Below are 17,059 nucleotides of genomic sequence, written 5' to 3'. Positions count from 1 at the left end.
CGCTGGGGAGTCGCCAAGTTGGTCAAGGCACCGGATTTTGATTCCGGCATTCGAAGGTTCGAATCCTTCTTCCCCAGCCAAGCTTTCCTCGGGCAGGTTTCAACCTGCCCGATTTCTATTGCGGCAAGCAAAAGTATGCAATTGCCCTGAGGGATGTTGAAATGGCCTACAACAGCTTGATGGTCTTCACCGGCAACGCCAACCCGAAACTGGCTGTCGAAGTCGCGAAACAACTCAACGTCGATCTCGGGCGTGCCAACGTCGGTCGTTTCTCCGACGGCGAAGTCTCCGTCGAACTGCAGGAACACGTGCGCGGCCGTGACATCTTCGTGCTGCAATCGACCTGCGCCCCCTGCAACGACAACCTGATGGAACTGCTGGTCGTCGTCGATTCGTTGAAGCGCGCCTCGGCCGGCCGGATCACCGCCGCCATCCCTTACTTCGGCTATGCCCGCCAGGATCGCCGCTCGCGTTCCTCACGTGTGCCAATCGCCGCCAAGCTGGTCGCCAACATGCTCGTCGCCTCCGGCGTCGACCGCGTGCTGACCATGGACCTGCACGCCGAACAGATCCAGGGCTTCTTCGACATTCCGGTCGACAACATCTACGCCCTGCCGATCCTGCTCGAAGACATCAAGAAACAGAATTACGAGAACCCGCTGGTCGTTTCGCCCGACCACGGCGGCGTTGTCCGCGCCCGTTCGCTGGCCAAGCGCCTCGAATGCGACCTGGCGATCATCGACAAGCGCCGCCCAAAGGCCAACGTCTCCGAAGTGATGAACATCATCGGTGAAGTCGACGGCCGCACCTGCATCATCATGGACGACATGGTCGACACCGCCGGCACGCTGTGCAAGGCCGCCACCGCACTCAAGCAGCACGGCGCCAAGAAGGTCGTCGCCTACTGCACGCACCCGGTGCTATCCGGCCCGGCCGTCGAGCGCGTCAACGACTCCGACCTCGATGCCCTGGTCGTCACCGACACCATTCCGCTACGCGACGATGCCGCTGCCTGCCCGCGCATCCGCCAACTGTCGGTGGCCGACATCATGGCCGAAACCATTCGCCGGATCAGCAACGACGACTCTGTCTCGTCGCTGTTCATCGACTAAGTTTTTTAAACCTTCCCGGACTGGTCGCGGTCGGGGAAATCTACTGGAGTATCACAATGACTTTTGAACTGATCGCGCAAGCGCGTACGCTGCAGGGAACGGGTGCGAGCCGCCGCCTGCGTCGTGCCGGCACCGTCCCGGGCATCGTTTATGGTGGCGAAGCCGCCGCCCAGGCTATCGAAGTTGCCCATAACGACCTGCTACTGAAGCTGAAGAAGGAAGCCTTCCATTCTTCCATCATCAGCCTCGTCGTCGATGGCAAGAAGGAAGCCGTGCTGCTGCGCGACTACCAGACACACGCCTACAAGCCGCTGGTTCTGCACATCGACTTCCAGCGCGTTGATGCAACCCACGAACTGCACATCAAGGTGCCGCTCCACTTCGTCAACGAAGAAGTTGCCCCGGGCGTCAAGCTCAGCGGCGGTCTGGTCAACCACGTCGTGACCGAAGTCGAAGTCCTCTGCCTGGCCAAGGACCTGCCGGCTTTCATCGAAGTCGACCTGAGCGCCCTCAAGGTTGGCGACAGCATTCACCTGTCCCAGCTCAAGCTGCCGGCCGGCGTCAAGCTGGTTGCCCACACCTCTGACGACGTCGTCGTCGGCATCGTCGGCAAGGGTGGTTCTTCCGAAGGCGAAGCTGCCGCCGAGTAATTTCGGGCACTCCGCTGCATTGGCCGCCGCTGGCATTTTGCCGCCGGCGGCCTTTTCGCACTTATCGCCATGAACCCACCCCGCCTCATCGTCGGCCTCGGCAACCCCGGCCCCGAATACGAAACCACCCGGCACAATGTCGGCTTCTGGTTCGTCGACCAGCTGGCCGACAAGCTGAAGACCTCGCTCGCCCCGCAGGCCAAGTTTTTTGGCAAGGCGGCGCGCGCCGGCGAAACCTGGCTGCTCGAACCGACTACCTTCATGAACCGTTCCGGGCAGGCGGTCGCGGCCCTGGCCAATTTCTACAAGATTCCGGCCGAGGAGATCCTCGTCATTCACGACGAACTCGACCTGCCACCCGGCGGCATCCGCCTCAAGCAGGGCGGCGGCAATGGTGGCCACAACGGCCTGAAGGATATCCAGGCCAAGCTCGGCACACCGGATTTCTGGCGCCTGCGCCTCGGCATCGGCCACCCGCGGACGCTCGGCCTGTCCCAACAGGTCGTCGATTTCGTGCTGCACCAGCCGCGCAAGGAAGAGTTGCCGGATATCGAACACGCCCTCGCCCGCTGCCTGCTGGCCTGGCCGAAACTTGCTGCCGGCGACTTCACCGGCGCCCAACAACAGTTGCACGGCAAAGCCGTTTAGTTGGCAAAACCCTAGGAAAAAATCCATGTCTCTCAAATGCGGCATCGTCGGCCTGCCCAACGTCGGCAAATCCACCCTGTTCAACGCCCTGACCAAGTCGGGCATCGCGGCGGAAAACTACCCGTTCTGCACCATCGAGCCGAACGTCGGCATCGTCGAAGTGCCGGACAAGCGGATGGCCCAGTTGGCTGAAATCGTCAAGCCGCAGAAAATGCAGCCAGCCATCGTCGAATTCGTCGACATCGCCGGCCTGGTCGCCGGCGCCTCGAAGGGCGAAGGCCTGGGCAACCAGTTCCTGGCCAACATCCGCGAAACCGATGCCATCGTGCATGTCGTGCGCTGTTTCTCCGACGACAACGTGATCCACGTCGCCGGCGGCGTCGATCCGATCCGCGACATCGAAGTCATCGATACCGAACTGGCGCTGGCCGACATGGCCTCCGTCGAAAAGGCGCTCAACCGTTACCGTCGCCCGGCCAACTCCGGCGACAAGGATGCCAAGGCGCTGGTCGCCGTCCTCGAAAAGTGCTTTGCCCAGCTCGACCAGGCCAAGGCCGTGCGTGGCCTCGACCTCTCCAAGGAAGAATTGGCCCTGCTCAAGCCTTTCTGCCTGATCACCGGCAAGCCGGTGCTGTACGTCGCCAACGTCGCCGAGAACGGCTTCGAGAACAACCCGCTGCTCGACGCCGTGCGCGCCCATGCCGCCACCGAGAAGGCCGAAGTCGTCTCGGTCTGCGCCGCCATCGAAGCTGAAATCGCCGACCTCGACGACGAGGAAAAGCAGATGTTCCTGGCCGACCTCGGCCTCGAAGAACCCGGCCTCGACCGCCTGATCCATGCCGGCTACAAGCTGCTCGGCCTGGCCACCTACTTCACCGCTGGCGTCAAGGAAGTGCGCGCCTGGACCATCCACCAGGGCGACACCGCGCCGCAGGCGGCCGGCGTCATCCACACCGACTTCGAACGCGGCTTCATCCGCGCCCAGACCATCGCTTTCGACGACTTCATCACCTACAAGGGCGAAGCCGGTGCCAAGGAAGCCGGCAAGATGCGCGCCGAAGGCAAGGAATATGTCGTCAAGGACGGCGATGTCCTCAACTTCCTGTTCAACGTCTAGCCAAGCTTTTCGGGCATGACACAGGACAGCACCCCGGCCGATCCGCCGGAATCTCCCCTCGGCAGCGTCAAGCTGTCGATGGAGATCCTGTGGCGAGCCTACGAGCAAAGCCACGAGGCGGTGCTGGTCTCCGACGGCGAAAACCGGATCATCGCCGTCAATGCCGCCTTTACCCGGTTGACCGGCTATGGCGCCGACGAAGTCCTCGGCCAGAACCCGAAGATCCTGTCCTCAGGCAATGCCGGGCCGGAGTTCTACGCAGCGATGTGGGAAGGCCTCTCCCAGTACGATTTCTGGGAAGGCGAAATCTGGGACAAGCGCAAGGATGGCAGCCTCTACCCGAAGTGGCTGTGCATTTCCGTGCTGCGCGACGAGAGTGGCCAGGTCCGCCATTACGTCGCCAACTTTACCGACATCAGCGCCAGCAAGCAGGCCGCCGACCGCCTCGCCCAACTGGCCTACCACGACGCACTGACCCATCTGCCCAACCGGCTGGCCTTCGAGTCGCAACTGGCGCACGCGCTGCGCATCTGCGCCCGGGAAAATCGGCAGTTGGCGCTGATGCTGATCGACCTCGACAATTTCAAGAACATCAACGACACGCTCGGCCACCATATCGGCGACACCCTGCTGCAGCAGGTCGCCGGCCGTCTGCGCGAATCGGTGCGCTCGAGCGACCTGGTCGCCCGTCTCGGCGGCGACGAGTTCGTCGTCGTGCTGCCCGAAATCGAAGGGTCGCTGACCGCGGCCCGCGTCGCCGGCAAGATCCAGACCGCGCTGGGCGAGAACTACCGGGTCAACGAGCATCTGCTATACACGACGCCGAGTATCGGCATCAGCCTCTATCCGACTGACGGCGTCGATGCCGGCATGCTGCTGCGCAATGCCGACTCGGCGATGTATCACGCCAAGGATGCCGGCCGCAACAATCACCAGTTCTACGCCAGCCGGATGAACGAGTCGGCCGGCGAGCGGCTGCAGATGGAAAACGCACTGCGCCAGGCGATCGCCTCGATCGGCCTGCCAGAGACCTGTCAGTTCGCGCTGCATTTTCAGCCGCAAATCTCGACCAAGAACGGCAGGGTCGTCGGGCTGGAGGCGCTGTTGCGCTGGACTTCGCCAGTTTTTGGCGCGGTCTCGCCGCTCCGTTTCATCCCGATCGCCGAGGAAACCGGCCTGATCCAGCCGCTCGGCGACTGGGTGATCTGGGAAAGCTGCCGCTTGATCCACGACATGCGACAGCGCGGCATCGCCGGCGTCCGCGTCGCGATCAACATCTCGGCCCAGCAACTGCGCCACGAAAACCTGCTGCTACTGGTCCGCGGCGCGCTGGCCTGCTACGAACTGACGCCGGATGCGATCGAGCTGGAAATCACCGAAAGCACGGCGATGCAGAACCCGGAAGTGACGCTCGATATTCTCGATCAGTTGGCCGGCATGGGCATCGAGCTGGCGATCGACGATTTCGGCACCGGCCACTCGTCGCTCGCCTACCTGAAGCACCTGCCGATCAAGCGCCTGAAGCTCGACCGTTCCTTCGTGCTCGACATCGAGACCGATGCCAACGATGCCTCGATCTGCGCCGCGATCATCGCCCTCGGCCACAACCTCGGCCTGGAACTGGTCGCCGAAGGCGTCGAGACGGCGATGCAGAGCGAGTTCCTGTCGCGCCTGGGCTGCGATTACCTGCAGGGCTACCTGTACAGCAAGCCGCTCCCCTTCGCCGAAATCATCGCCTACCTGCAGGCGCAGCAGGGCGTCAGCGAATAACCTTGCGCCACTCGGCCTCGAAGTAGCGAACCAGCACCTGGTTGTTCAGCCGGTTCACCTCAGCCGGCAGGCGGGCCATATCGGCCGGGAAGGCGAACAGGCCGGGCAGCGTCTCCGGCGTCAAAAACCGGGTTTTTTGCGGGTCGACCGCCAGCATCGTGAAATCCTGCCGGCCGGCGATGATGAAGCCCCACTCGCCGAAGGACGGCACCAGCGCATGATAGGGCGCCGTCTTGAAACCGACATCCTCCAGCGTCGTCACGACGCACCAGAAGGACTGCCGGGCGTAGAGCGGCGACGTGGACTGGACGACCAGCCGGCCGTGTGCCGACAGGCGCTTTTCCAGCAGGCGGTAGAAAGCCGAGGTGTAGAGCTTGCCGAGGGCGAAATTGGCCGGATCAGGAAAGTCGATGACGACGAAGTCGAAATAGTCGCGACTCTGCTCCAGCCATTGCACGGCATCGGCATTGACCACCTTGACCTTCGGCGACTTCAACGCGCCCTGGTTCAGGGCCACCAGCGGCGGCGCCGTGGCGAACAGTTCGGTCATCGCCGGATCGAGATCGACCAGCGTCACCGTCTCGACCTGCGGGTATTTCAGGATTTCGCGCACCGCCAGGCCGTCGCCGCCGCCCAGCACCAGCACGTTGCGCGCCCCCGGCAGGCTGGCCAGGCCGGGATGGACCAGTGCTTCGTGGTAGCGGTACTCATCGTGCGCCGAAAACTGCAGGTTGTTGTTCAGGAACAGCCGCAGGTCGTCGCGCCAGCGGGTGACGACGATACGCTGGTAAGGCGTCGTTTCGGCGTAGACGATTTCATCGGCATAGAGATGAGCCTCGGCCAGTGTCGTCAGTTGGCCGGCCCCGGCAAAACCGGCGACGAGCAGGCCGAACACCGTCCAGCTTTGCACCGCCAGCCAGCGCCGGCCCGGCAACTGGTCGCGGAACAGGTGCAGCGCCCACAGCGCCACCGCCACGTTCAAAATACCGAACAACAGGCCGGTCCGCACCATGCCGAGATGCGGCGCCAGGATCAGCGGAAAGAGGATGGAGACGACCAGCGCGCCGAGGTAGTCAAAGGTCAGCACCTGTGACACCAGGTCCTTGAAATCGAGGTCGCGCTTCAGGATACGCATGACCAGCGGGATTTCCAGGCCGACCAGGACGCCGACCCCGAACACCGCGAGATAGAGGATCAGCTTGAACGGCCCGGCCAGCCAGGTGAAGACGAGGAATAGCCCGGCCGCCGAAAAGCCGCCGAGCAAGCCGACCATCAGCTCGATCTGGATGAAGCGGCCGATCAGGTCGCGCGTCACGTATTTCGACAGCCAGGAGCCGGCGCCCATCGCGAACAGGTAGGTGCCAATCACCGTCGAGAACTGCGTCACCGAGTCGCCGAGCAGGTAGGACGACAGCGCGCCGGCGATCAGCTCGTAGGCCAGGCCGCAGGAGGCAATGACGAAGACGGAAAAGAGGAGGGCATGCCGCATGGGCAGGCATGCTACCGAAAAACATCGGGAACGGCGCGCCCCGCCCGCAGGTCAGAGCAGCATGCCCGCCCTTTTTGGCCTTTTTCGCCCGTCGACCGCCGGACTGCCCTGCGCCGCGTTGCTGCTCGGCCTGAGTTGGCCGGCACTGGCCGCCGACTACGAAATTGACCCGGCCCATACCTATGCCGGCTTCGAAATCGACCACCTCGGCTTTTCGACCCAGCGCGGCCAGTTCAACCGCAGTTCGGGCAGCATCCGCTTCGATCCGGAAAGCCGCAGCGGCAGCATCGATATCACCATCGACGCCAGTTCGCTCGATACCGGCTTCGCGCTGCGCGACGAAGTGCTGCGCGGTGAAGACTGGTTCAACACGCAGGCCTTCCCCAACCTGCTCTTCCGCAGCCAGCGCTTCATCTTCGAACAGGAGCGCCCGGTCGCCGTCGAAGGCACGCTCGCCATGCTCGGCCAGATTCGGCCGATGCGCCTCGACATCAGCCGCTTCAAATGCGGCCTCAATCTCGCCAACCGCAAGTATGGCTGCGGCGCCGACGCCAGCGGCGTATTGCGCCGTTCCGAATTCGGCCTGAACAACGGCCTGCCCTTCATCGGCGACGAAGTCCGCCTGCGCATTCAGGTCGAGGCCTACCAACCCTGATCCGCCGCCCAGCCGGCAGCGGCCCGGCACCTCGTTAAAGTCATGTGCTAGCTGGCTGTTTCTGCGAAAATAGCAGCCCCCTTTTTGCTCTTCCATGAACCTCATGCCCCCCCATCCCGCCATTGCCTGCACTGCCGAAATCGTCACCGAACTGAAGGCCGGCCGCATGGTCATCCTGGTCGATGAAGAAGACCGCGAAAACGAGGGCGACCTCGTCATGGCCGCCGAGCACATCACGCCGGAAGCGATCAATTTCATGGCCAAGCACGGCCGTGGCCTGATCTGCCTGACGCTGACCGAAGCGCGCTGCAAGAAGCTCGGCCTGACCCAGATGGCGCGCAACAACAAGACCCAGTACGGCACCGCCTTCACCGTCTCGATCGAGGCCGCCGAAGGCGTCACCACCGGCATCTCGGCCGCCGACCGCGCCCGCACCATCCAGGTCGCCGTCGCCAAGGCCACGACCATCGATGACATCGTGCAGCCCGGCCACGTCTTCCCGATCACTGCCCGCGAAGGCGGCGTCCTGGTCCGTGCCGGCCACACCGAAGCCGGCTGCGACCTGGCCGGCATGGCCGGTCTGGAACCGTCCTCGGTGATCTGCGAAATCATGAACGACGACGGCACGATGGCCCGCCTGCCGGAACTGATCGAGTTTGCCAAGGAACACGGCCTGAAGATCGGCACCATCGCCGACCTGATCCACTACCGCGCCGCCTCCGAAACCCTGGTCGAGCGCGTCACCAGCAAGCCGGTGCAGACCGCCCACGGCGAATTCACGCTACACGCCTATGTCGACCGCGCCAGCGGTGCCACTCACCTCGCCCTGGTCAAGGGCACGATCCCGGCCGGCTGCGAAACCCTGGTCCGCGTCCATGAGCCGCTCTCGGTGCTCGATTTCCTCGACCCGGCCAGCAAGCGCCAGGCCTTTTCCATCGACCAGGCCCAGGCGGCGCTGGCCAAGCACGGCCACGGCGTCATCGTCCTCATGCACCGCCCGGAAGACGGCGAAGCCCTGCTCTCCCGGCTGACCGGCACGGCGCCGAGCGCGCCGCTCAAGTGGGATCCGCGTACCTACGGCATCGGCGCCCAGATCCTGCGCGACCTCGGCGTCAGCAAGATGCGCCTGCTTTCCAGCCCGCGCAAGATGCCTTCCATGACCGGCTTCGATCTCGAAGTCACCGGTTTCGTCACCTCCCCTTCCGAGCTCTAAACCATGGCCCGTTTCGACAATATCTTTGAATACGACAACAACCTGAACGGCGCCGGCCTCAAAGTCGGCATCGTGATGGCCCGCTTCAACCTGCCGGTCTGCGAAGGCCTGCTCTCGTCGTGCGTCGCCGAACTGAAACGCCTCGGCGTCGCCGATGCCGACATGACCATCGCCAACGTGCCCGGCGCGCTGGAAGTGCCGCTGGTGCTGCAGACGATGGCGCAGAGCGGCAGCTTCGATGCGCTGGTCGCCCTCGGCGCGGTCATTCGCGGCGACACCTACCACTTCGAAGTCGTCTCCAACGACGCCTGCCGCGCCATCATGGAAGTCCAGCTCGATACCGGCGTGCCGATCGCCAACGGCATCCTGACCTGCGACACCGACGAGCAGGCCGAAGTCCGCATGCAACCCAAGGGCGCCGACTGCGCCCAGGCCGCCGTCGAGATGGCCAATCTTCAGAAAGCCCTGCTCCAATGACCACATTCCTCAGCGACACCGAACATCCGGAAGAACCGAAGGCGCCGCCCAAGTCGGCCCGCCGCCGTTCCCGCGAATTCATCCTGCAGGGCCTCTACCAGTGGCGCGTCGGCGGTGCCGATGAAGCCGCCATCGAAGCCTACGCCCCGGAAATGGAAGGCTTCGCCAAGGCCGACCGCGAATTCTTCGTCGGCACGCTGCGCGGCGTCATCGCCCAGCGCGAAGCGCTCGTTTCGCAGATCACCGCCCACCTCGACCGGCCGTTCAGCGAACTGTCGCCGATCGAAGCCTGCGTGCTGATGATGGGCTGCTTCGAGATGAACCATCATCCCGAAACGCCGTACCGCGTCATCATCAACGAGGCGATCGAACTGGCCAAGGCCTTCGGTGGCACCGACGGCCACAAGTACGTCAATGGCGTGCTCGACAAGGTCGCCGCCAGCGTCCGCGCCGACGAAGTCGCCGCCAAGAAGAAGGCCCGCTGAAACGATGGCCGGTGAGTTTGCGCTGATCGACAAGTACTTCGCCCGGCCCACCCCATCGGCCGTGCTCGGCCCCGGCGACGACTGCGCCCTGCTCCAGCCGTCGCCCGGCAAGCAACTCGCCGTCACCACCGACATGCTGGTCGCCGGCACCCATTTCCTGCCCGACACCGATCCCAGGAACCTCGGCTGGAAGGCCCTCGCCGTCAATCTGTCCGACCTCGCCGCGATGGGCGCCCAGCCGCGCTGGGTGACGCTGGCCGGCGCCATGCCGGCGGTCGACGAGGCGTGGATAGCAAAATTCGCCGAAGGCTTCTTCGCCTGCGCCGCCGAATACTGCGTCGATGTCGTTGGCGGCGACACGACGCGCGGCCCGCTCAACCTGTGCATCACCGCCCTCGGTGAAGTCGAGCCCGGCCAGGCGCTGCGTCGCGATGGCGCCAAGCCGGGCGACCAGATCTGGGTCTCCGGCCGCCCCGGTCTGGCCAGCCTCGGCCTCGCCCATCTGCAGGGCAAGATCAAGCTGCCCGAGCCATGGCCGCGGCTGTGCGTCGGCGCCCTCGAAAAGCCGCGGCCGCGCATCGCCCTCGGTCTCGCACTGAACGGCATCGCCAGTGCGGCGATCGACGTTTCCGACGGCCTGCTCGCCGACCTCGGCCACATTGCCGAACGTTCGGGCTGCGCCGCTGCCGTCAAGCTCGTCCAGTTGCCGCACCTGCCGAAGGGCGACAGCTACGACGCCGTGCTGCGCAAAATGGCCCTTGAATGCCAGTTGACCGGCGGCGACGACTACGAATTGTGCTTCACCGCCCCCGGCCCACAGAGCCTCGCCATCAGCCGCATCGCCGCCGAACTGGAACTGCCGCTGTGGTGCATCGGCGAAATGACTGCCGGCCCGGCCGGCGAGGTCACCGTTTTCGACCCGGACGGCAAGCTGGTCGAATTCGACTGCAAGGGCTTCGACCACTTTGCCTGAACAAGCGCGCACCACGCCCAGCCTGAAATTCCTGCTCGCCAGCCCGGCCCATTTCCTGGCCCTCGGCTGCGGCAGCGGCCTTGCCCCGAAGGCGCCCGGCACTTTCGGTACGCTGTTCGCCTGGGGCAGCTTCCTGCTCTTTCACCCCTACTTTTCGGATTTTGCCCTTTTGGCGGTGTTCACCGCCGCCTACCTGCTCGGCATCTGGGTCATCGACGTCACCGGCCGCGCCATCGGCGACCCGGACCACGGCAGCATCGTCTGGGATGAAATCGTCCCTTTCTGGTTGATCCTGCTGCTGACGCCAGCCACCTTCTTCTGGCAACTGACCGCCTTCGCGCTCTTCCGCTATTTCGACATCACCAAGCCGCAACCGGCCCGCTACTTCGACCAGCACGTCAAGAACGGCTTCGGCGTGATGGCCGACGACCTTGTTGCTGCCGGCTACACATTGCTCTCACTGGCCCTGCTGAAGATCGTTTTCGCCTGACGACAGCGTGCCGCAGGCATAGAATGAACGGGCGCAAACCGTCCGGAGATTCATCATGAGTCACAAGCACGCCCACCTGATGCGCAGCATCTTCCAGGACCCGCCCTCGGCCAATATTCACTGGCGCGAAGTCGAATCGCTGCTCAACCATCTCGGCGCCGAAATCGAGCCCTCGCACGGCGCTCGCTTCAAGATCACGCTGAACAAGGTCGAAGCCTTCCTGCACCACCCGCACAACAGCAGCACCTGCAGCAGGACCGACATCAAGGCCTTGCGCGAAGTGCTGGCCCACGCCGGGGTGACGCTGTCGTCCTACGAAGCCGGCGAGAACTGAAGCGCCTCAGGCGGCAGGCATGGCCTGGTAGCACTCGATGGCGGCGCGGGCATTGAACAGCATGCGCTCGCGCCCGAGGTGGTCGGCCAGGCCAGCATGGCGGACCACCTCCAGTACCCGCGGATTCAGACCGGCCAGCCAGAGCGTGATGTTGCGCTCGGCGATCAGCCGCTCGCCTTCGATCAGCATCTGCAGCGCGGAGTATTCGATATCCGGCACCCGGCTCAGATCGAGGACCACGACCCGGGGCTGATGCTGGTCGACCAAGGCCCGCATCTGCTCGGCGACCATTGGCGCATTGACGAAGAACAAGCGCCCCTCCGGACGCAGGATCAGCAAACCGGGGAAGGTCTCATCATCCGGATGCTCCGGCGACAAGGGGCGCAGCACATCCGCCCCACGCTTGCGGCCGATGACATAGACCCGGGGATTGGCCGACTGGCTGGAGAGGGCGATCAGCGAAATGATGATGGCGACGACGATACCCTGCAGCGTGCCGAAGACCAGGACACCCAAAAAGGCGGCGATCGCCCAGCGAAATTCCATCGTCCGAACCTGGCGGATGGCCCGGAATTCACCCGGCTGGATCAGCCCCACCGAATAGACGATGACCACGGCGGCCAGCGTCGCGTAAGGCAGCAGGCCGAGCAGCGGCGCCAGGAAGAGCATGGTAGCGGCAGCCGCCCCGGCCGTGACCAGGCCGGCCTTTTGCGAACGCCCCCCGGCCGCCCGCACCACCGCCGTCTGCGAGGTACCGCCCCCGGACGGCATGGCGCCAAACAGCGCGCCGCCCAGATTGGCGACACCGCTGGCCAGCAGTTCGCGATTGGCCTTGATCGGCGGTTCGGAACTGTCGGCAAAGGCACGCCCGGCAGCAATCGACTCGGTAAAGCTCATCAGGGCGATACCGATCGCGCCCGGCAGCAGTTGCTCAACGAGCGCCAGATCGGGCAACATCAGCGAGGGCAGGCCCTGCGGAATCAGGCCGACGATGGCGACGCCCTGTCCCTCCAGACCGAGGAACCAGGAGGCGGCAATGCCACCGCCAACGGCGACCAGCGGCGCCGGCGAATGCGGCCACAAGCGCTCCATGCCGAGCAGCACGAGCAGGGTTCCCGCGGCAACGGCGAGCGTCAGCAGCGAGGTATCGGGGAGATGCTGGGCCAAACTGAGCAGGTCATGGAAAAAGCCCTGTTTGGTGATGTGCACGCCGAGCAGCTTGGGCACTTGGTCAAGCACGATGACCAGACCGATCCCGGCCTTGAAGCCGGTCAGCACCGGGCTGGAAATGAAGCTGGCGACAAAGCCGAGACGGAGCAACGAAGCCAGGATCAGGATTGCCCCGGTCAGCGCGCTCAGGGTCGCCACCGCGACAATCAGCCTGGCCGGATCGCCATCCGGCACGACCAGGCCGAGTTGCGTCCCAGCCAGGATGGCCAGCGTCGTCGTCGAACTGAAACTGAGAACGCGCGAGGTGCCGAGCAAGGCGTAAATCAGCATCGGCAGGAAAGCCGTATACAGCCCGACGGCGACCGGGAGGCCGGCAACCGTCGCATAGGCCATTGCCTTGGGCAGCACCACGGCCGCCGCCGTCAATCCGGCGACCAGATCGAGGCGAATTCCTGGAGGCTGGGCGGCAGGCGTTTTGGCAGATCCGGCTTCAGGTATCACGGTGCTTGCTCCGGCTGGGTTTGGCCTTACGGTGACGGCGTTTCCTGCACCGCCTGTTGTAGTGCGCGAACGCTGACGGTGGCGAATGGAAAACGATGCATCAGAAACTGACTGCCAGGCCCAGCGAGGAGCCGGTTGCGGTTTGGCCATAGATCCGCCGGGCAACCAGACGAATCCGCGAGACAAACAGGTCGTAGGCGCTGGAATCCAGTTCGAGACCGATGCCAAGCGAGTTCAGGTTCTCGATGCCGAGTGCCGCCTGATCACTACTCAGAAAGCGCGTGTGGGCGGCCTCCAGCACATAGCGGATGGGGCGTTGCATGGCGGTCAGCCCGGTTGGTGCCCGATAACGCGTCCATATATTCACCGATTCTGCCTTCGAGCTGCCCTCGACCGAACTATCGGTGTTACCGAAGGTTTGCAAGGTGATATTCGAATAGCGCGCCTCGAGATCGAACTCGTACTCGGGGCGAACCCGTTCCCAATCGAGCATCAGGGATCCGCCAAGGCCATAGGCGGTCAGCGAGCCATTATTGATGAAATTGATCTCGCGATCGACAATCCGGCCCAGCAGAAACTCCCCAACCTTCAGGTCGCTGGCCACCTGGCCGAGCGAGATATTGAAGATCGGCCGAATCACCAGTTCGTCGTTCAGGCGGAAATCCCAGCCGATGCCGCCGGAAACCGAGACGCTGTTCCACTTGAGGGGCAGCGTGCTCTGCGTCGTACCATCGGACACGACGTATTTCGGGTCGTAGCGGCTATAGCCAAAAACACCTTCCAGATAAACCGGGATATCACGGCTCATCGTCGCCCCGCCCCCCAGAGTGAACATGGTCAGCGCCGGATTGCCGGTGCTTGCCGCATTGATCGACAAGGTACTGGTCGTCACGTCGGGCACGACGGTAAAGGTCATCAGGGTCAGGACATCGTTCGCCTGCTTGCGCACATTGACGTCACGCAACTTCAAATTGCTCTGGGCCGCTGCGACCTGGCAAAAAACGCCGAGCAACAGCAGACCTGCCATCCGGCCGATGCTGAAGAAGCTTTTATTCAATGCATCGAATCCCAATGGGGCCTGCGGCTGCCTACATTGCCTTCAAATAAGCTTCGGCCGCGGCAAAACGAAGCAGCGAGCCGATCACCAGATCGAGGAAACCGAGCAGATGGATCGGCTTCTCGGCGGCAACCCAGGCTTTGCCGGTGGCGCCGACCGGGATATGCACGCCTTCCGGTTCCTCGAATTCGAGAATCAGCGTCCGCCCGATTTCGTTTTGGTTTTTCACCACATGCTGGGTGACGCTCTGCGGTGTGCCGAACAGCGAACCCTGCGCCTCGCCGGTCGACTCCGTGATGCTATGCACCCGCGCCCGGAAGATCTTGCCCGGGTAGGCATCGACAAAAAATTCCGCGAAAGCATGCGGCTTGATGTACTCGTACACTTGGTCCGGAATGCGCAGTTCGATGAATTTCTTGGTCGTGAACATATGGATCGCCGCCGGCCGGATTTCACCGAAATATTGCCCTTCGGACGAATACTGCACCGCCACCTGGCCGTCGACCGGCGCGAGCACCATGGCCTTGTCGATCTTCCATTGCAGGTCGGCCATATCCTGTTCGGCCTTGATCACCAGATCACGCTGGGTTTCGACTTCAGCCACTTTCGCGTCGTACTCGGCCTGCGGAATGACTTCGCCGCGCAACTTGCCGAGGCGCTTGAGATCATTCTCCAGTTTCCCCAGTTGCGTCTGCAGTCTGGCCTTCTCAGCCCTCTTGGCCGCCATCTGAATTTCGTAACGATCGGTCTTGAAGCTGTACACCGGGTCGCCGGCCTTGAGCTTCTGGTTATGGGTCACGTAGATCTTTTCGATCTCGCCGCCAGCCGGGCTGTTGAGTACGATATGCGGCGCCTTGACCGTGGTCGTCGCGGTCAGGTCGAGAAAAGCATAGAAGCGGGTGAAAGTGAGCAGCATGAAGAGCACGAAAACCGCCCCCAAGCCCATGGCGACAAAATTGCCGGGCGTCTTCTTGACGATGCCGAACTTGACGAGCAGCCAGCAGATCAGCAGATAAGGAACGAGAGTGAGTTTCATGCCTGGCGCTCCTCAATGGCCTGGCTGGCCGGCACGGAGGCAGCTTCGGCCGAAGCCGCCTCGACCGGAGCGACGTGAATGGATTTGCCGTCGGCCTCAGCCGGTGTACGGGAGCGACGCAGGATATTGACCATGAAGTCCTCGAAAGCCTGCCAGTCCACATAAGCCAGGAACAGGGCCACCGCCCACACCCAGTGTTCGAGCAAACCAAGCAGGGTCAGGGCGCTGACCAGTTCGGCCTGGCGCATTTTCTTGTGATCTGCCTTGTGCGCCGGGATCTCATGCACCCGCCAGGCAAGCATCAGCAAGCCGACGACGATAAGCAGCAACAGCGGCAGCAGCAGGTAAAGCAGCCAGTCGGCATCGAGAATGGTGCGGTAAATACCGAAGGGTTCATTGACAAAATAACCCTCCGGCTTCGGCTCGCTATAAACGTGGAAAATCATCAGAAACCTCCCCCCAGTGCCTTGTAGTATTGGCTGCGGGCCAACAGTTGATTTTGTCGTGCATCAGCCAGCGAAAGCTCGGCATTGAGCACCTTGATGGATTCAGCGAGGACTTCGAACTTGCTGGAACGACCGGCGTCGTAGCTCTTCTGGGTGAGGGCCAGCGATTTCTTGCGGGTCGCCACTTCGGCTTCCGAGGAGGCTACCTGACTGTCGCTGGTGTCGCGCAGCAGCATCGCCTCGTAGGTGTCGCGGAAAGCGACCGCGACGGTGTAGCGATAGTGGGCGACGGCTTTTTCGCGGCGGGCTTCGGCGCCTTCGCTCTTCGACTGGACGAGGCCGGCATCGTAGATCGGGCCGCTCAAGGTGGCGCTGGCATCCCAGAAGAAAGGGAAACCGGTGATGGCGCCGGTGGTGCTGGCGATCAGGCCGGCCAGCAGGGCCAGATTGAGACGCGGGTAGCGTTCGGCCCGGGTGGCGTTCAGGTCGGCGTGGGCGGCAATCAGCATCTGTTCGGCCGAGGCAACGTCTGGCCGCCGCAGCAGCAGGGCGGAGTCGAATTCGCGCGGCGTATCAGGCACGCGGGGCTGGGCGCCGCGCGGCAGATGGCCGGCCATCTGCCGTGGGCTGCTCCCGACCAGCAGTTGCAGCGCGAGTTCGGTCTTGGCGATGGCGGCTTCGATGTTCGGGATGCGGGCTTCGGTCGCCGACCATTCGGCCAGGCTTTGCCGGTAGGCGAGTTCGGTCCCCGCTTCGGCTTTCCAGCGGCGATATTCGAGGTTGGAGGCGTATTTAAGGTCTTTGGCCGCGTCGCGGGTCATGACCAGCTTGGCATCGAGCGTCCGCAACTGCAGGTAGGTGTCGACAACGGCGGAGGAGACCGACAAAGTGGTGGCGTTGCGGGTGTGCTCGGAGGCGGCGAGCCGGGCCAGGGCAGCGTCGTTGGTCTGGCGAATGCGGCCCCAGAGGTCGATTTCCCAATTGACGGCGGCACCGACCGCGCCCATGGCGTTGGTCTTGTTCAACTCGTCTTCGGTCATCGTCAGGTTGAGCTGACGCTGGCTGATGCCGGCCTTGGCGATGCCGTCTACGCGTGGCGAGAGCAGGGCGCGGGCGGCACCGGCGTTGGCCCGTGCTTCTTCGATATTGGCGGCGGCTTTGGCGAGGTCGAGGTTATTGGCCAGCGCCTGCTCGACCAACTGGTCAAGGACCGGATCGGCAAAGGCTTTCCACCATTGGCGGTCAACACTCAGCGGTTTGAGGGCAGCCGGCGGCACATCGATGCTCGGGGTCTCGTAGGCCGGCCAGATAACGGAACAACCAGCCAGGCCGAGCACGGCGCTGAGGGCCAGTGGCTTGATCAGGGGACGAAGGACTGACGACATAGACAAACCCAATTCTCGGCAGGTCGGGGGGATGCCGAGCATCCACCCCTG

At 63.6% G+C, this 17,059-nt stretch carries 18 protein-coding genes and 1 tRNA gene; 13 read left to right on the top strand and 6 right to left on the bottom strand.

The window, feature by feature from the left end; genetic code table 11:
- Nucleotides 1-3 precede the first annotated feature (3 nt).
- The 6 genes from AT959_RS19985 (at nt 4) to AT959_RS19960 (ending at nt 5,297) form a co-directional block, all read left to right on the top strand.
- Nucleotides 4-80 (top strand) — tRNA-Gln (locus AT959_RS19985).
- An 81-nt stretch (nt 81-161) separates the two neighbouring features.
- The gene (locus tag AT959_RS19980; protein ID WP_066887402.1) at nt 162-1,112 is read left to right on the top strand and encodes a ribose-phosphate pyrophosphokinase; all 951 of its coding nucleotides are present in this window, start codon (nt 162-164) and stop codon (nt 1,110-1,112) included.
- Nucleotides 1,113-1,168: 56 nt separating this feature from the next.
- A complete protein-coding gene (locus tag AT959_RS19975) occupies nt 1,169-1,762 on the top strand; it encodes a 50S ribosomal protein L25/general stress protein Ctc (RefSeq protein WP_066887400.1) in 594 nt (197 codons plus the stop codon).
- A gap of 69 nt (nt 1,763-1,831) precedes the next feature.
- Entirely contained in the window at nt 1,832-2,410 is a 579-nt protein-coding gene (pth, locus tag AT959_RS19970; RefSeq protein WP_066887397.1) for an aminoacyl-tRNA hydrolase, read from the top strand.
- A gap of 25 nt (nt 2,411-2,435) precedes the next feature.
- Complete coding sequence (gene ychF, locus AT959_RS19965; RefSeq protein WP_066887393.1) at nt 2,436-3,527, top strand: redox-regulated ATPase YchF; 1,092 nt, start codon at nt 2,436-2,438, stop codon at nt 3,525-3,527.
- Between the two features lie 15 nt (nt 3,528-3,542).
- The gene (locus AT959_RS19960; protein WP_066887390.1) at nt 3,543-5,297 is read left to right on the top strand and encodes a putative bifunctional diguanylate cyclase/phosphodiesterase; all 1,755 of its coding nucleotides are present in this window, start codon (nt 3,543-3,545) and stop codon (nt 5,295-5,297) included.
- On the opposite strand, the gene AT959_RS19955 is transcribed toward AT959_RS19960, so the two are convergent.
- Nucleotides 5,287-6,786, bottom strand: a complete 1,500-nt coding sequence (locus tag AT959_RS19955; RefSeq protein ID WP_066887387.1) for a polyamine aminopropyltransferase — start codon at nt 6,784-6,786, stop codon at nt 5,287-5,289. The two genes, AT959_RS19960 and AT959_RS19955, sit on opposite strands and share 11 nt — an antisense overlap.
- 61 nt (nt 6,787-6,847) lie before the next feature.
- On the opposite strand from AT959_RS19955, the gene AT959_RS19950 reads away from it, so the two are divergent.
- The 7 genes from AT959_RS19950 (at nt 6,848) to AT959_RS19920 (ending at nt 11,413) form a co-directional block, all read left to right on the top strand.
- Nucleotides 6,848-7,441 carry a YceI family protein gene (locus tag AT959_RS19950; protein ID WP_157651372.1) on the top strand — a complete coding sequence of 198 codons (594 nt, stop codon included), beginning with the start codon at nt 6,848-6,850 and terminating at the stop codon, nt 7,439-7,441.
- Nucleotides 7,442-7,544: 103 nt separating this feature from the next.
- Complete coding sequence (gene ribBA / locus AT959_RS19945) at nt 7,545-8,654, top strand: bifunctional 3,4-dihydroxy-2-butanone-4-phosphate synthase/GTP cyclohydrolase II (protein WP_066887562.1); 1,110 nt, start codon at nt 7,545-7,547, stop codon at nt 8,652-8,654.
- A gap of 3 nt (nt 8,655-8,657) precedes the next feature.
- Entirely contained in the window at nt 8,658-9,131 is a 474-nt protein-coding gene (gene ribH, locus AT959_RS20795) for a 6,7-dimethyl-8-ribityllumazine synthase (RefSeq protein ID WP_066887382.1), read from the top strand.
- A complete protein-coding gene (nusB, locus tag AT959_RS19935) occupies nt 9,128-9,616 on the top strand; it encodes a transcription antitermination factor NusB (RefSeq protein WP_066887379.1) in 489 nt (162 codons plus the stop codon). The genes ribH and nusB overlap by 4 nt, the downstream gene beginning before the upstream one ends.
- Before the next feature lie 4 nt (nt 9,617-9,620).
- On the top strand, nt 9,621-10,589 hold the full coding sequence (thiL, locus tag AT959_RS19930) for a thiamine-phosphate kinase (RefSeq protein WP_066887376.1): 969 nt from the start codon (nt 9,621-9,623) through the stop codon (nt 10,587-10,589).
- Nucleotides 10,582-11,079, top strand: a complete 498-nt coding sequence (locus AT959_RS19925) for a phosphatidylglycerophosphatase A family protein (RefSeq protein WP_066887373.1) — start codon at nt 10,582-10,584, stop codon at nt 11,077-11,079. The genes thiL and AT959_RS19925 overlap by 8 nt, the downstream gene beginning before the upstream one ends.
- 55 nt (nt 11,080-11,134) lie before the next feature.
- Nucleotides 11,135-11,413, top strand: coding sequence for a type II toxin-antitoxin system HicA family toxin (locus AT959_RS19920; RefSeq protein WP_066887370.1), 279 nt, complete (start codon nt 11,135-11,137; stop codon nt 11,411-11,413).
- A 6-nt stretch (nt 11,414-11,419) separates the two neighbouring features.
- Here the strand turns inward: AT959_RS19920 and AT959_RS19915 are convergent, their stop codons facing one another.
- The 5 genes from AT959_RS19915 to AT959_RS19895 form a co-directional block, all read right to left on the bottom strand.
- On the bottom strand, nt 11,420-13,084 hold the full coding sequence (locus AT959_RS19915; protein WP_066887367.1) for a SulP family inorganic anion transporter: 1,665 nt from the start codon (nt 13,082-13,084) through the stop codon (nt 11,420-11,422).
- A 100-nt stretch (nt 13,085-13,184) separates the two neighbouring features.
- The gene (locus tag AT959_RS19910) at nt 13,185-14,141 is read right to left on the bottom strand and encodes an autotransporter domain-containing protein (protein WP_205629975.1); all 957 of its coding nucleotides are present in this window, start codon (nt 14,139-14,141) and stop codon (nt 13,185-13,187) included.
- Nucleotides 14,142-14,172: 31 nt separating this feature from the next.
- Entirely contained in the window at nt 14,173-15,177 is a 1,005-nt protein-coding gene (locus AT959_RS19905; RefSeq protein WP_066887364.1) for an HlyD family secretion protein, read from the bottom strand.
- The gene (locus AT959_RS19900; RefSeq protein WP_066887361.1) at nt 15,174-15,623 is read right to left on the bottom strand and encodes a hypothetical protein; all 450 of its coding nucleotides are present in this window, start codon (nt 15,621-15,623) and stop codon (nt 15,174-15,176) included. The genes AT959_RS19905 and AT959_RS19900 overlap by 4 nt, the downstream gene beginning before the upstream one ends.
- A complete protein-coding gene (locus AT959_RS19895) occupies nt 15,623-17,008 on the bottom strand; it encodes an efflux transporter outer membrane subunit (RefSeq protein WP_066887358.1) in 1,386 nt (461 codons plus the stop codon). The genes AT959_RS19900 and AT959_RS19895 overlap by 1 nt, the downstream gene beginning before the upstream one ends.
- Nucleotides 17,009-17,059 lie beyond the last annotated feature (51 nt).

Source organism: Dechloromonas denitrificans, assembly GCF_001551835.1.
In the GTDB taxonomy this organism is placed as follows: domain Bacteria; phylum Pseudomonadota; class Gammaproteobacteria; order Burkholderiales; family Rhodocyclaceae; genus Azonexus; species Azonexus denitrificans.
This window is presented reverse-complemented; position numbering and strand designations above follow the sequence as displayed.

Excerpts from the sequence above, each read along its gene's own strand:
- AT959_RS19975 (WP_066887400.1), top strand. The coding sequence starts at position 1,169 with ATGACTTTTGAACTGATCGCGCAAGCGCGTACGCTGCAGGGAACGGGT.
- pth (WP_066887397.1), top strand. The coding sequence starts at position 1,832 with ATGAACCCACCCCGCCTCATCGTCGGCCTCGGCAACCCCGGCCCCGAA.
- ribBA (WP_066887562.1), top strand. The coding sequence starts at position 7,545 with ATGCCCCCCCATCCCGCCATTGCCTGCACTGCCGAAATCGTCACCGAA.
- AT959_RS19900 (WP_066887361.1), bottom strand. The coding sequence starts at position 15,623 with ATGATTTTCCACGTTTATAGCGAGCCGAAGCCGGAGGGTTATTTTGTC.
- ribH (WP_066887382.1), top strand. The coding sequence starts at position 8,658 with ATGGCCCGTTTCGACAATATCTTTGAATACGACAACAACCTGAACGGC.
- AT959_RS19980 (WP_066887402.1), top strand. The coding sequence starts at position 162 with ATGGCCTACAACAGCTTGATGGTCTTCACCGGCAACGCCAACCCGAAA.
- AT959_RS19950 (WP_157651372.1), top strand. The coding sequence starts at position 6,848 with ATGCCCGCCCTTTTTGGCCTTTTTCGCCCGTCGACCGCCGGACTGCCC.
- ychF (WP_066887393.1), top strand. The coding sequence starts at position 2,436 with ATGTCTCTCAAATGCGGCATCGTCGGCCTGCCCAACGTCGGCAAATCC.
- AT959_RS19905 (WP_066887364.1), bottom strand. The coding sequence starts at position 15,177 with ATGAAACTCACTCTCGTTCCTTATCTGCTGATCTGCTGGCTGCTCGTC.
- AT959_RS19955 (WP_066887387.1), bottom strand. The coding sequence starts at position 6,786 with ATGCGGCATGCCCTCCTCTTTTCCGTCTTCGTCATTGCCTCCTGCGGC.
- nusB (WP_066887379.1), top strand. The coding sequence starts at position 9,128 with ATGACCACATTCCTCAGCGACACCGAACATCCGGAAGAACCGAAGGCG.
- AT959_RS19960 (WP_066887390.1), top strand. The coding sequence starts at position 3,543 with ATGACACAGGACAGCACCCCGGCCGATCCGCCGGAATCTCCCCTCGGC.
- thiL (WP_066887376.1), top strand. The coding sequence starts at position 9,621 with ATGGCCGGTGAGTTTGCGCTGATCGACAAGTACTTCGCCCGGCCCACC.
- AT959_RS19920 (WP_066887370.1), top strand. The coding sequence starts at position 11,135 with ATGAGTCACAAGCACGCCCACCTGATGCGCAGCATCTTCCAGGACCCG.
- AT959_RS19895 (WP_066887358.1), bottom strand. The coding sequence starts at position 17,008 with ATGTCGTCAGTCCTTCGTCCCCTGATCAAGCCACTGGCCCTCAGCGCC.